Here is a 13,006-nt window from a genome sequence, read left to right as displayed (position 1 = left end):
AGGAGCGGGATATGGCGTTCGAAGCGATGTTTGAGCCGATTCAAATCGGCAAGTTGACCATCCGCAACCGTGTGCTCAGCACGGCCCACGCCGAGGTGTACGCCACCGACGGTGGCATGACCACCGAGCGCTACGTGCGGTATTACGAAGAAAAGGCCAAAGGCGGCATTGGCCTGGCCATCTGTGGCGGCTCATCAGTGGTGGCCATCGACAGCCCGCAAGAGTGGTGGAGTTCGGTCAACCTCAGCACCGACCGCATCATCCCGCACTTTCAGAACCTGGCCGATGCGATGCACAAGCACGGCGCCAAAATCATGATCCAAATTACCCACATGGGGCGTCGCTCACGTTGGGACGGGTTCAACTGGCCCACCTTGATGTCGCCCTCGGGCGTACGCGAGCCGGTGCACCGCGCCACCTGCAAAACCATCGAGCCTGAAGATATCTGGCGCATCATCGGCAACTACGCCAGTGCCGCAGGCCGGGCCAAGGCGGGGGGGCTGGACGGGGTGGAACTGTCGGCAGTGCATCAGCACATGATCGACCAGTTCTGGAGCCCACGGGTTAACAAGCGCACGGATGAGTGGGGCGGCAGTTTTGAAAACCGCATGCGTTTTGGCCTCGAAGTGCTTAAAGCGGTGCGCGCGCAGGTCGGCCCGGACTTCTGCGTGGGCATTCGCCTGTGTGGTGACGAATTTCACCCCGATGGCTTGAGCCACGAAGACATGAAGCAGATTGCCAAGTACTACGACGACACCGGCATGCTCGACTTCATTGGCGTGGTTGGCTCGGGGTGCGACACGCATAACACACTGGCCAACGTGATCCCGAACATGAGCTACCCGCCGGAGCCGTTTCTGCACTTGGCAGCCGGTATTAAAGAAGTGGTCAAGGCGCCGGTGTTGCACGCGCAAAACATCAAAGACCCGACGCAAGCCACGCGCATTCTTGAGGGCGGGTACGTGGACATGGTGGGCATGACCCGCGCGCACATTGCCGACCCGCATTTGATCGCGAAAATCAAAATGGGCCAGGTCGATCAGATCAAACAATGCGTGGGCGCCAATTACTGCATCGACCGTCAATATCAGGGGCTGGACGTGTTGTGCATCCAAAACGCTGCCACCTCGCGCGAATACATGGGGGTGCCGCACCTGATTCAGAAGTCCATTGGGCCAACGCGCAAAGTGGTGGTCGTGGGCGCAGGCCCGGCAGGCATGGAAGCGGCGCGAGTGGCGGCCGAGCGCGGGCATGACGTGACCCTGTTCGAGAAGCGTGAGGCCATTGGCGGGCAAATCAGCCTGGCAGCCAAAGCCCCGCAGCGTGACCAGATGGCCGGTATCACCCGCTGGTTTCAGTTGGAGCTGGCGCGCCTGAAGGTTGATTTACGTGTGGGCGTGGCGGCCGATACGGCCACGATTCTCGACTTGCGGCCTGACATCGTGGTGCTGGCGGTGGGCGGGCATGCCTATATCGAACAAAACGAACACTGGGGCGCAGCGCAGGGGTTGGTGGTCAGCAGTTGGGACGTGCTCGACGGCAAGGTTGCGCCCGGTAAAAACGTGCTGGTGTACGACACCATTTGCGAGTTTACCGGCATGTCGGTGGCGGACTTCATGGCCGACAAAGGCGCGCAGGTCGAAATTGTCACCGACGACACCAAGCCGGGCGTGGCAATTGGCGGCACGTCTTTCCCCACGTACTACCGCAGCCTGTACCCCAAAGACGTGATCATGACCGGCGACATGATGCTGGAGAAGGTCTACCGCGAGGGCGACAAGCTGATTGCGGTGTTGGAGAACGAATACACCGGGGCCAAGGAAGAACGCGTGGTGGACCAGGTGGTGGTGGAAAACGGCGTGCGCCCGGACGAAGCCTTGTATTACGCGCTCAAGCCTGACGCGCGCAACAAAGGGCAGATCGACGTTGAAGCGTTGTTCGCGATCCAGCCGCAGCCATGCCTGAGTGGGGCGGGGGATGGGTATTTATTGTTCCGCATCGGTGACTGTGTGGCGCAACGCAACGTGCACGCGGCGATCTATGACGCGCTGCGGCTGTGCAAGGACTTTTGAGGTCACACATAACCATTGTTGCCAGGAGCCATCCATGCTGAACGTTCTGCTTCCCGTCCTGATCTTCGCCGCGCTGGGGCTGGCCCTCATCGGCGCCTTTCGCCGCCTGCGCCTGTGGCGCCAGGGCCGCCCTGCCAAGGTTGACCTGCTCGGCGGCCTGCTGGCCATGCCCCGCCGCTACATGGTCGACCTGCACCACGTCGTCGCGCGCGATAAATACATGGCCAACACCCATGTCGCTACCGCTGGCGGCTTTGTCCTGGCCGCGCTGTTGGCGATTCTGGTTCACGGGCTGGGGGTGCATCAGCGCCTCCTTGGCTATGCCTTGCTGTGCGCCACGCTGCTGATGTTTATCGGCGCCGTGTGTGTGTTCATGCGCCGTGTGAACCCGCCCAGTCGCCTGTCAAAAGGCCCGTGGATGCGCCTGCCCAAAAGCCTGTTGGTGTTTGCCGCCAGTTTTTTCATGCTGACCCTGCCCGTGGCAGGCCTGCTACCGCAAGGTACTGGCGGCTGGCTGCTGGCCACGCTGTTAAGCGTTGGCGTGGCCTGGGGGGTGGCTGAGTTGTTTTTCGGCATGACGTGGGGCGGCCCCATGAAACATGCGTTTGCAGGGGCGCTGCATCTGGCCTGGCACCGCCGCCCCGAACGCTTTGGCGGCGGGCGTTGCACCGGTCTGAAAGCGCTGGACCTGAGCGATCGCAGCGCGCCACTGGGGGTAGAAAAACCCAAAGACTTCACCTGGAACCAACTGCTGGGCTTTGACGCCTGCGTGCAATGCGGCAAGTGCGAAGCCGCGTGCCCGGCCTTTGCGGCGGGCCAGCCGTTAAACCCGAAAAAACTGATTCAGGACATGGTGGTCGGGCTTGCAGGCGGTACCGATGCGCACTTCGCTGGCAGCCCTTACCCCGGCAAACCGCTTGGCGAACATGGTGGCAACGCGCATCAACCCATCGTCAATGGCCTGGTTGACGCTGATACGTTATGGGCCTGTACCACCTGCCGTGCCTGTGTCGAAGAATGCCCGATGATGATTGAACACGTTGACGCCATCGTCGACATGCGCCGCTTCCTCACGTTGGAAAAAGGCGCGACGCCCAATACCGGCGCGCAGGTGCTGGACAACCTGATCGCCACCGACAACCCCGGCGGTTTCGCCCCCGGTGGACGCATGCACTGGGCGGCCGACCTGAACCTGGACCTGATGCGCGACAAGCCGTCGGTGGACGTGTTGTTTTGGGTCGGCGATGGCGCGTTCGATATGCGCAACCAACGCACCCTGCGCGCCTTTGTCAAAGTGCTGCAAGCGGCCGGGGTCGATTTTGCCGTGTTGGGGCTGGAGGAGCGCGACACGGGCGATGTGGCCCGCCGCCTGGGTGATGAAGCAACGTTCCAGGCCCTGGCCAGGCGCAACATTCAGACGCTGGCGCAGTACACCTTTACACGCATCGTCACCTGCGACCCGCACAGCTTGCATGTGTTGAAAAACGAATACCCAGCCTTTGGTGGTGACTACCGGGTGCAGCATCACAGCACCTGTATGGCCGAGTTGATTGAGGCCGGATTACTCACCCTCGCGCCCGATAGCGGGGGCCGCGTCACCTACCACGACCCGTGTTATCTGGGCCGTTACAACGGCGAATATGAAGCGCCGCGGTCGGTGCTGCGCGCCCTGGGGCTTGAGGTCATCGAGATGCAGCGCTCGGGGTTGCGCTCCCGTTGTTGCGGTGGCGGTGGCGGTGCGCCGATTACCGACATCCCCGGCAAGCAACGTATCCCTGACATGCGCATGGCTGACATCTGCGAAACCGGCGCTGAGCGGGTGGCTGTCGGATGCCCGCAATGCACCGCCATGCTTGAAGGTGTGGTTGAACCCCGGCCGTTGGTCAAAGACCTCGCGGAGCTGGTGGCGGATGCCTTGATTGACGCACCCAACCGTCTCAAACCGTTGAAAAGAGCAGCGCCTGAGGTGATCGCATGAGTGACTTGATCCGCCGCGATCCGCGTGCCGAGTGGATTGCCCGCAACCGCCTGCACCCACTGCATGGTGCTTCGCAGCCCGTTTTGCAGCGTTGGATGGGGCCGAGCGGTGTCCTGCGTAAAAACGTGCACGGTGTCGGTTTCATTGGCCCCAATGGCCTTAAACGCATTGATCGCAGCGGTGCGCAGCAAGGGGGCGCCCGTGGGCGCACAGCCTGCGCTGAGGTGCAATTGCCGCTGCATCAGGTGGCGTCGCCTGCGTTCTACATCGCTGTGGTGCCGGACATGGTGGGCGGTCGTTTGAGCAGCCATGACCGTGATGTGCTCGGGTTGGCGCACCAGTTGGCAGGCAGCGAGGGCGCGGTGTTGGCGGTGGTGTTGGGTGAACACAAAGACACGACGCTGAGTACGGCGGGGGTTGACCGCGTGTTGGTGCTCGACAACCACGGTTATGCACCGGAGCGCCAGATGCTGGCCCTACGGGCTGTGGATAACCAATTTGCTCCGCGCCATTGGTTGTTCCCCGACAGCCGGGACGCGGGTGCCGAGCGCGGTCGGCGTTTTGCCGCCCGTGTCGGCGAGCGGCCTGCCACGCGGGTGTGGCAAATCCGCGAGGGTCGCTGCATCGGGCGCGCGGGTGCGGGCTTGCACGACGTGGAGCAAGCCCTTCCCCGGCTGATTCTGGCCGCTGCCGAATGCGCCGAGCCTGTGAGCGAAACCCGGCATGAGGTGCAAGCGGTTGAGTTATCCACAGCCGTTACCGCGTGCCTGGCGCGGATTGAAGACATGGGCGCTGTCGAGGTCGACCCGTCCGCGATTGTGATGGCCGAGGCGCCTTTTATCCTCAGCGGCGGCAACGGGGTGAAAGACTGGGGGCTTTTCCACAGGGCGGCGCTCGCGTTGGGCGCAACAGAAGGCGCCTCGCGTGTGGCGGTGGACGACGGTTTTATGGGCCGTGAGCGGCAGGTGGGCGCCAGTGGTACGTGGGTCACGGCGCGGGTTTACGTGGCGGTCGGTATCAGTGGCGCGATCCAGCACCTGCAAGGGATTGCTGCGTGCGACAAGGTGGTGGCGATCAACCTCGACCCGGCCTGCGACATGGTTAAGCGTGCGGACTTGTCGGTGGTGGGTGACAGTGCGGCGGTTCTTGAAGCCTTGATTGCGGCTGTGGATAAGTGGCGCCGGGGTGTTAAACGTGATGCAGCTTAATGACGCCCTCACCCCAACGCCATCCCGGTGGGAGAGGGTTGGGGTGAGGGGCTTTTGATTGGGAGAAGAGTGGATGAGCATTCCCACCGTGGTATTGGTTTCAATCGGTGTCCACCCTGCCTCGGGTCGCCCCCGGCGGGCTGAACAAGATGCCCGGGCGGTCGAAATGGGCCTGCAACTGGCTGGGGACAACCTGCATGTGCTGCATGCAGGCGACCCGCAGGAACCGGCTTTGCGCGCCTATCTGGGCATGGGCCTGCACGAGCTTCACGTCCTTGAACAGCCCGCTGGCGCCGATGCGTTGCCGGTTTTGCGCGAGTACCTGCGCGCAGCTGGCGTGCAACTGGTGCTGACCGGTAGCCAGGCCGAAACCGGTGAAGGCTCGGGCATGCTCCCGTATCTGTTGGCCGAGCAACTGGGCTGGCCGCTCCTGGTGGGCGTGGCGCAAATTGAATCTGTGCACAACGGCATGGCCCATGTGCTGCAAGCGTTACCCCGTGGCCAGCGTCGTCGGCTGAGTGTGCGCCTGCCGTTCATGGCCACGGTGGATAACGCGGCCCCCAAGGCACGGCAAAGCGCGTATGGCCCGGCCACTCGCGGATCGGTCGACGTTCAGGCGGTTGACGAAATGGACGGTGACTTATCCACATTGCCCGTTTTGCAACCGGCAAAACCCAGGCCCAAGCGCCTTAAGGTGATCAAAGCCAAAAGCGGCGCCGAGCGCATGAAAGCTGCTACCGCCAAGGCGGCAGGCGGGCAAGGGCAGGTGCTGCAAGGGATCAGCGCCGAGGACAGTGCACAGGCTATTTTGAACCTGCTGATTGAAGAGGGTGTGCTGCGCTGAGAGTTGCCCACAAAGTCTGTTAGCGCTTATGTGGATAACATGTTCGTTGTCGGCTGAGCGCCATATAAAACGGGCCTTTCAAGCTTTTGGCTAAAAAACGATCAAATGCTGTGGTTATCCACTGATGCGTCACTAAAGCCTTGAAACCCAGTGCTTTGCGCCGCTTTTCCACAGCACGAAGGGCCAGTGCATAAGTTGCACACATTCTCTGTTGGCGGATATGTGGATAACATGTTCGCGGTTAGCTGTAGGCCACGTAGAACGTGGCTTTGGCTTGATTGTATGAAAAACAACCAATTGACGTTTCAGGGATGAATTATCCACTTCCCCACAATTGCTGTGGGTGTGCCTGTGGATAACGTGTTCGTGAGTGGCTGCGAGCCACTCACTGCGTGCTCTGTACGGTTTTGGTTAAAAAATGATCAGGGGCGGTCAGGGCGAGGTCCGCACTACTGCGCGACCACCCCTTTGAGGTAGGGCGCAGGCGCTGCCCCCAAATTGTTGAGCAACCTTTCGCTGTACCAATCCACAAAATTGACCACGCCGAATTCATAGGTGGTGGAGTACGGACCCGGCTGGTAGGCGCTGGAGTTGATGCCGCGCTGGTTTTCTTCGGCCAGTCGACGGTCTTGATCGTTGGTGGCGTCCCATACCTTGCGCATGCGCTCCACGTCGTAATCCACGCCTTCTACCGCGTCTTTGTGCACCAGCCATTTGGTGCTCACCAGCGTTTCTTGCGCGCTGATCGGCCACACCGTGAAGACGATGATGTGGTCGCCCATGCAGTGGTTCCACGAGTGCGGCAGGTGCAGGATGCGCATCGAACCCAGGTCCGGGTTTTTGATCCGCCCCATGAGTTTTGCACAGCCCTGTTTGCCATCCAGGGTCATCGACACGGTGCCCTTGAGCAGCGGCATGCGCACGATGCGGTTGCGCAGGCCGAAACTGGCGTGCGCGTAAGGGATTTTTTCGGCGTCCCACGCCGCCGCGCTGGCGGCAACGTGGTCCTTGAACCCCTGATCGGCACGCGGGTCGGTGACGTCATCCCACTCCAGCAACGTTTTCAACAGCTCGGGGTGCGAGGCGTTGCAGTGGTAGCACTCGCGGTTGTTTTCCAGCACCAGTTTCCAATTGGCTTTCTCCACCAGGGTGGTCTGGATCGCCACCTTGGTGTTTTCCATGTCGTAGGGTTCCATGTAGTGGTTCAGCGTGGCGAGGAACTCGTCGATGGCCGGTGGGTGCTCGGCCAAGCTGATAAACACGTAGCCGCCGGCGGTTTTAACGTTCACCGGTTTGAGGCCGTACTGCGTCATGTCGAAACCAGCACCCATTTCAGTGCCCGCGAACAACAGTCGCCCGTCCAGTTCATAGGTCCACTGGTGGTAATGGCACACCAGTTTGGCGACTTTGCCTTTGGCCGTGGTGCACAGCCGCGAGCCGCGATGGCGACATACGTTATGAAACGCATGCACCTGCCCCTCTGCCCCGCGAATCACGATGATCGGGTTGTTGCCCACTTGCAGGGTCATGAAGTTGCCCTTGGTGGGTATCTCGCAGGTCATGCCTGCAATCAGCCACTCCTTCTGGAAGATTTCCTGCAGGTCGATGGCGAACAGCCGTTCGTCGTTGTAGAACGGCTGTGGCAACGAAAAGGTGCGCTCGCGGTTCTGCAACATCTGGGCGGTGGCCTTGCGTGCAGGTTCCAGTGGATCGCCCAGGCTCAAGGTTGCGGTGACGTCCATCGTGTAGTCCTCATGGCCATGGGGTACGGCCTTCAAGTGGCTGATCAAGGGTGCGACGCAAGGTAAAGCCATTGACGCTGAGTGTGCGTTCCAAGTGCTGCGAGGCCATATCTGCGGGCGACATGGCCCCATCTGTTCCCGACGCCTGAGCGCCTGTTTTCAGGGGCTGGTCGCGATAAGCATGTGAATGTCGTGAATAGATAAATGCCCGCCCCGGCCCGTGCGCAGAATCGCCAGTAAGAGGCTGGCAGTCGGCCGTGGAGAAGCGCATGTCCAATAGCTTTCTGAACCCGGTCACGACCCAGACGTGGGCCAACGGTCGTCACACCGTTCGCTGCGTGAAAGTGATTCAGGAAACCTGGGACGTGCGCACCTTCTGCTTTATGGCCGAGCAGCCGATCCTGTTCTTTTTCAAGCCGGGGCAGTTTGTGACCCTGGAACTTGTGATCGACGGCGAACAAGTGATGCGCTCGTACACCATCTCCAGCGCGCCCTCGGTGCCGTACAGTTTTTCGGTGACCATCAAGCGCGTGCCGGGCGGGCGCGTGTCGAACTGGTTGCATGACACCCTGGCCGAAGGTCAGGAGCTGGCGGTGCACGGCCCGGTCGGGCTGTTCAATGCCATCGACGCCCCCAGCCCCAAAGTGTTGTACCTCAGCGGCGGCGTGGGCATTACCCCCGTGATGTCGATGGCGCGCTGGTTTTACGACACCAACGCCAATGTCGACATGGTGTTTATCCACAGTGCCCGCTCGCCCAAAGACATCATTTACCACCGTGAACTGGAGCACATGGCTTCACGCATCGATAACTTCAGCCTGCACTTGATCTGCGAAAAGCACGGGCTGGGCGAGCCGTGGGCGGGCTATCGCGGCTATTTGAATCACAAAATGCTGGAGCTGATGGCGCCCGACTTTCTTGAGCGCGAGGTGTTTTGTTGCGGGCCGACGCCGTACATGAGCGCGGTCAAGCGCCTGCTCCAAGCCAATGGTTTCGACATGAGCCGCTACCACGAAGAATCGTTTGGCGCGACACCCCCTGAAGTGCGGGCCGATGCCGTGGAGCAAGCCGAACAAGCCGCCGATGCGCCGCAACTGGATGTGGCGGACTTGAACCAGGTGGAGTTCACCGCGTCAGGCAAAAGCATTCGCGTGGGGCCAGCAGAAACCGTGCATGCCGCGGCGGCCAAACTGGGGCTGATGATTCCCAAAGCCTGCGGCATGGGCATCTGCGGGACCTGCAAAGTGTTGAAGCTGGGCGGGGAGGTGGACATGGAGCACAACGGCGGGATAACCGATGAGGACGTGGCAGAGGGCTACATTTTGTCGTGTTGCAGCGTGCCCAAGGGCGACGTGCGGATTGAGTTTTAGGGCGCCTGTTTGCCCTCACCCCAACCCCCGCACGATGGCAGAGAGTTGGGTTGAGGGACTGGGCCTTACACGCTGAACCGCGAAACCATGCTGTTCAGGTCAACGGCCAAACGCGACAGCTCATTGCTGGCGGAGCTGGTCTGGCTGGCACCGGTCGCCGATTGCACAGACAAGTCGCGGATGTTGACCAGGTTGCGGTCCACTTCGCGTGCCACTTGCGCCTGCTCTTCGGCCGCGCTGGCGATTACCAGGTTGCGTTCGTTGATTTCCACAATTGCGGTGTTGATGGTCTCCAGCGCCAACCCGGCGCCTTTGGCGATGTTCAACGTCGATTCAGCGCGCTCAGTGCTGTTGCGCATCGAGTCCACGGCATGTTCGGTGCCGCCCTGAATGCTGCCGATCATGCGTTCAATCTCGCTGGTCGACTGCTGAGTACGATGGGCCAGGGCGCGTACTTCGTCAGCAACCACGGCAAAACCACGGCCCGCTTCACCGGCGCGAGCGGCTTCGATGGCGGCGTTCAGGGCCAGCAGGTTGGTTTGGTCGGCCAGGCCGCGAATCACATCCAGCACTTTGCCGATGTCCCGCGACTCGGCCGCCAGGTTACCAATCAAGGTGGCGGTGCTTTGCACATCGCCGCTCATGCGTTCGATGGCGCTGACGGTTTCCAGTACCAGGTCGCGACCATCACCGGCCGACGCCGTTGCACTTTTCGAGGCTTCGGAGGTGCTGACGGCATTACGCGCGACTTCTTCCACGGCGCTGGTCATTTCGTTGACGGCGGTGGCGGCCTGTTCGATTTCGTTGTTTTGCTGGGTCAGCCCTTTGGCGCTTTCTTCGGTCACGCAGTTCAGCTCTTCCGCCGCCGAGGCCAGTTGAGTGGCCGAGCCCGAAATACGCTGCAAAGTGTCGCGCAGCTTGCTTTGCATCTTGGCCATCGCTTGCAGCAAGCGCCCGGCTTCATCGCTGCCGTCCACTTTAATCGGACGCGTGAGGTTGCCTTCAGCAATGGCTTCGGCGGCTTCCAGCGCCTGGGCGATAGGTTGCGTGATGCTGCGGGTCAGCAGCAACGCGCACAGAACGGTCAGAGCGGTGGCCAGGAGCAGCAGGAACACCACCAGTTTGATGGCCGCTGCGTACATGTCGCTGGCGTGTTGATTGGCATCGCTGATCTGCTGACCATTGATGCGCATCAGGTCGTTGAGTTCTTTGTTGATAGCTTCGGAGTTGTTCAACAGCTCGGTGTTGAGCAAATCACGCAATTTGTCGACTTCGCCGTTGCGCGACAAGCTGCGCATGCGGTCTTCCAGTTGGCGGTACTGGCTCATCAGCGTTTGGTAGTGATCGTATACCGCTTGTTCATCAGGACCGCTGATGTACTTTTCGTACTCATTCTGGGCCGCGCGGATTTGCTGATTGCGCTGGTCCAGCAACTCCATGGTTTTTTGCTGAACTTCCGGCTCACGGTTAATCAGCAAGCGGTACGACAACACCCGCAGGCGCAGGGCCAGTTGAGTGAACTCGTCCAGGTTTTGAATGCTCGGCACGCTGCTGGTGCTGATCTCCTCGGCGGCAGAACGGATTTGGCTCATTTGAAGGAGTGCGCCTGCACCCAGAATCAGCATCAGTGTGCCGATCAACGCAAACCCTAAAAAGGCGCGCGGGGCGATATTCATATTGCGTAAAGACATGATGTTTCCTGGGGGGAGAGGCGCGATCCGTGCGGCGTCAATGCGGGGTGTATATGACCTATCGGTCATAAGACTAAAGTCTTGAATGCTCTGTGCGATTTTGTCGCACACAGGCCTTGGGCGACCGGGGGCGGGAACCTAGTTCACAAAGCACAGTCTTTAAGAGGCAAAGGAAGGTCGCCCCGCGCTAAATCGGGCCTTTGGGCCTGAATAACCCTAGCTTAGAAGGTGACTTTTCTTTATCGTACGCGCCCTCTGAAACTGCTTGAGATCTTCCCCATGATTGAGTCATCCCTTAGCAAACTGGAACAACTGGTCAGCGACCTGGTTCAGCAAAAGCAAGAGCTGCTGGACACCAACACGCAGCTGAGCGCCGAACTGGCCCAGGCCAAAGACGAAAACGAAAGCCTGCAATTGAGCCTGATGGAACAGGAAGAGAAGCAAGGCGCCACCGCAGCCCGCATTCAGGCATTGGTTGAGCGCGTAAGCGTGAGCCCTGTCAACGCATGAGCGTGGACAGAGACGGTGTAAATGTCGTCTCGATTCTGGGTAACGACTACACGATCAAGGCACCGGAGGGGGAACAAAAGACCCTGATGGCCGCCACAGTCATGTTGAAAGCCGCCCTGGCCGAAACGAAAAGAAAGTACCCGAGCCTGATCGGGGACAAGCTGTTGGTGCTGGCAGCATTGAATCTGTGTTCGCAACAGATTGAACTGCAACTGAGCCACAAGCAGGAACTCGACCGTTATCAAGAGCAAGTCAGCGCCACGGTCGATGTGATAGAGCGAACGCTCGGGCAGTCCTGAGAATTCGCCACGCTCTGCGTAGCCGCAGCCTGGAGGCAGCGGCTACGGGGGGCTTAGCCTGCCATGACTTCGCGAATATCGGCTGCCAATTCCCGTACGCGGGCTTCGTCGGTGTCCCACGAGCACATGAACCGTGCGCCACCTTTGCCAATAAAGGTGTAGAAACGCCAGCCCTTGGCGGTCAGCGCGGCAACAGCCGGTTCCGACAGTTGCAAAAACACACCGTTGGCTTCTACCGGGAACATCAACTCCACCCCTGCAATGTCACTCACCAGCTCGCTGAGCAGCTGTGCGCAGTGGTTGGCGTGGCGCGCGTGTTTAAGCCAGGCGTCGTTTTCCAGCAGGCCGACCCACGGCGCTGACAGAAAGCGCATTTTCGACGCCAGTTGCCCGGCCTGTTTGCAGCGGTAGTCAAAGTCCACAGCCAGGTTGTGATCGAAGAACAGAATCGCTTCGCCCACCGCCATGCCGTTTTTAGTGCCACCAAAGCACAGCACATCGACCCCGGCTTTCCACGACAGCTCGGCAGGCGAGCAACCGAGGAACGCGCAGGCGTTGGAGAAACGCGCGCCGTCCATGTGCAGCAGCAAGCCCAGTTCTTTACAGGTGGCGCTGATGGCGCGGATTTCTTCGGGGCGGTAGACACTGCCCACTTCTGTGGCCTGGGTAATGGTCACCACGCGTGGCTTGGGGTAGTGGATGTCTTTGCGCTTGAGGGCGATTTCGCGGATGGACTCGGGGGTGATCTTGCCGTTTTCAGTGCGTGCGATCAGCAGTTTTGAGCCGTTGGAGAAAAACTCGGGCGCGCCGCATTCGTCGGTTTCAACGTGGGCGGTTTCGGAGCAGATCACGCTGTGAAAGCTCTGGCACAGTGATGACAGGGCCAGCGAGTTGGCGGCAGTGCCATTGAACGCGAAGTACACCTCGCAGTCGGTTTCGAACAGTTTGCGAAAGTCATCTGCTGCGCGCAGCGTCCATTCGTCATCGCCGTAAGAGCGTTGGTGGCCGTGGTTGGCTTTTTCCATGGCAGACCAGACTTCGGGGCAGATACCGGAGTAGTTGTCGCTGGCGAATTGTTGGCTCTTGTCAGTCATTTCCCGGTTCCATGGTCGAAGATTGTCGTGCACTTTAGCCAAGAAACCCGCGAGTGCACAGTTGCGGTTTAAAACCCGGAAATACCCTACAAGGAACTGTTTGAGGGTGCATGTCGTAAATGCACCCTTGCGTGGCGTCCTTGGGCATTTGGTCACCCCGCGCCAGCTCTACCATCGGTCTTAAAGGGCAAGCCCTCA

General features: G+C 60.3%; 10 protein-coding genes and 1 pseudogene. 7 read left to right on the top strand and 4 right to left on the bottom strand.

Annotation, left to right across the window (positions count from 1 at the left end; translation table 11 throughout):
* The first annotated feature begins 11 nt into the window (after nt 1-11).
* The 4 genes from dgcA (at nt 12) to ACP7A4_RS06030 (ending at nt 6,102) form a co-directional block, all read left to right on the top strand.
* Nucleotides 12-2,072, top strand: a complete 2,061-nt coding sequence (dgcA, locus tag ACP7A4_RS06045; protein WP_426246000.1) for a dimethylglycine demethylation protein DgcA — start codon at nt 12-14, stop codon at nt 2,070-2,072.
* A 34-nt stretch (nt 2,073-2,106) separates the two neighbouring features.
* Entirely contained in the window at nt 2,107-4,050 is a 1,944-nt protein-coding gene (gene dgcB / locus ACP7A4_RS06040; RefSeq protein WP_426245998.1) for a dimethylglycine demethylation protein DgcB, read from the top strand.
* Nucleotides 4,047-5,258 (top strand): electron transfer flavoprotein subunit alpha/FixB family protein, encoded by a 1,212-nt coding sequence (locus ACP7A4_RS06035; protein ID WP_426245996.1) that lies wholly within the window; start codon nt 4,047-4,049, stop codon nt 5,256-5,258. Before dgcB ends, ACP7A4_RS06035 begins: the two co-directional genes overlap by 4 nt.
* A 73-nt stretch (nt 5,259-5,331) precedes the next feature.
* Nucleotides 5,332-6,102, top strand: coding sequence for an electron transfer flavoprotein subunit beta (locus ACP7A4_RS06030; RefSeq protein ID WP_426245994.1), 771 nt, complete (start codon nt 5,332-5,334; stop codon nt 6,100-6,102).
* Between the two features lie 449 nt (nt 6,103-6,551).
* On the opposite strand, the gene gbcA is transcribed toward ACP7A4_RS06030, so the two are convergent.
* Entirely contained in the window at nt 6,552-7,844 is a 1,293-nt protein-coding gene (gene gbcA, locus ACP7A4_RS06025; protein ID WP_203301949.1) for a glycine-betaine demethylase subunit GbcA, read from the bottom strand.
* Nucleotides 7,845-8,113: 269 nt separating this feature from the next.
* Between gbcA and gbcB the strand changes: the two genes are divergently transcribed.
* Nucleotides 8,114-9,214 (top strand): glycine-betaine demethylase subunit GbcB, encoded by a 1,101-nt coding sequence (gene gbcB / locus ACP7A4_RS06020; protein ID WP_059765356.1) that lies wholly within the window; start codon nt 8,114-8,116, stop codon nt 9,212-9,214.
* A 65-nt stretch (nt 9,215-9,279) separates the two neighbouring features.
* Here gbcB and ACP7A4_RS06015 read toward each other — a convergent pair whose 3' ends face one another.
* Entirely contained in the window at nt 9,280-10,143 is an 864-nt protein-coding gene (locus ACP7A4_RS06015) for a methyl-accepting chemotaxis protein (RefSeq protein ID WP_426246391.1), read from the bottom strand.
* A pseudogene (locus tag ACP7A4_RS06010) lies at nt 10,135-10,890 on the bottom strand (MCP four helix bundle domain-containing protein); the annotation flags it as partial. The pseudogene ACP7A4_RS06010 and the gene ACP7A4_RS06015, both read right to left, overlap by 9 nt.
* 294 nt (nt 10,891-11,184) lie before the next feature.
* On the opposite strand from ACP7A4_RS06010, the gene ACP7A4_RS06005 reads away from it, so the two are divergent.
* Nucleotides 11,185-11,415, top strand: a complete 231-nt coding sequence (locus ACP7A4_RS06005) for a hypothetical protein (RefSeq protein ID WP_048364172.1) — start codon at nt 11,185-11,187, stop codon at nt 11,413-11,415.
* Nucleotides 11,412-11,714, top strand: a complete 303-nt coding sequence (locus ACP7A4_RS06000; RefSeq protein ID WP_048364173.1) for a cell division protein ZapA — start codon at nt 11,412-11,414, stop codon at nt 11,712-11,714. The genes ACP7A4_RS06005 and ACP7A4_RS06000 overlap by 4 nt, the downstream gene beginning before the upstream one ends.
* A 53-nt stretch (nt 11,715-11,767) precedes the next feature.
* On the opposite strand, the gene ACP7A4_RS05995 is transcribed toward ACP7A4_RS06000, so the two are convergent.
* Nucleotides 11,768-12,808 (bottom strand): threonine aldolase family protein, encoded by a 1,041-nt coding sequence (locus ACP7A4_RS05995; RefSeq protein ID WP_059765352.1) that lies wholly within the window; start codon nt 12,806-12,808, stop codon nt 11,768-11,770.
* Nucleotides 12,809-13,006: the final 198 nt, after the last annotated feature.

It is taken from the genome of Pseudomonas sp. TWR3-1-1 (assembly GCF_049896545.1).
Classification (GTDB): Bacteria; Pseudomonadota; Gammaproteobacteria; order Pseudomonadales; family Pseudomonadaceae; genus Aquipseudomonas; species Aquipseudomonas weihenstephanensis.
Note: the sequence above shows the minus strand (reverse complement) of the source record. Positions and strands in the feature narration are given on the sequence as shown.

Bases quoted from the DNA above. Each gene is read 5' to 3' on its own strand.
- dgcB (WP_426245998.1), top strand. From the start codon at position 2,107: ATGCTGAACGTTCTGCTTCCCGTCCTGATCTTCGCCGCGCTGGGGCTG.
- gbcA (WP_203301949.1), bottom strand. From the start codon at position 7,844: ATGGACGTCACCGCAACCTTGAGCCTGGGCGATCCACTGGAACCTGCA.
- ACP7A4_RS06030 (WP_426245994.1), top strand. From the start codon at position 5,332: ATGAGCATTCCCACCGTGGTATTGGTTTCAATCGGTGTCCACCCTGCC.
- ACP7A4_RS06000 (WP_048364173.1), top strand. From the start codon at position 11,412: ATGAGCGTGGACAGAGACGGTGTAAATGTCGTCTCGATTCTGGGTAAC.
- ACP7A4_RS06015 (WP_426246391.1), bottom strand. From the start codon at position 10,143: ATGCAAAGCAAGCTGCGCGACACTTTGCAGCGTATTTCGGGCTCGGCC.
- ACP7A4_RS05995 (WP_059765352.1), bottom strand. From the start codon at position 12,808: ATGACTGACAAGAGCCAACAATTCGCCAGCGACAACTACTCCGGTATC.
- ACP7A4_RS06005 (WP_048364172.1), top strand. From the start codon at position 11,185: ATGATTGAGTCATCCCTTAGCAAACTGGAACAACTGGTCAGCGACCTG.
- dgcA (WP_426246000.1), top strand. From the start codon at position 12: ATGGCGTTCGAAGCGATGTTTGAGCCGATTCAAATCGGCAAGTTGACC.
- ACP7A4_RS06035 (WP_426245996.1), top strand. From the start codon at position 4,047: ATGAGTGACTTGATCCGCCGCGATCCGCGTGCCGAGTGGATTGCCCGC.
- gbcB (WP_059765356.1), top strand. From the start codon at position 8,114: ATGTCCAATAGCTTTCTGAACCCGGTCACGACCCAGACGTGGGCCAAC.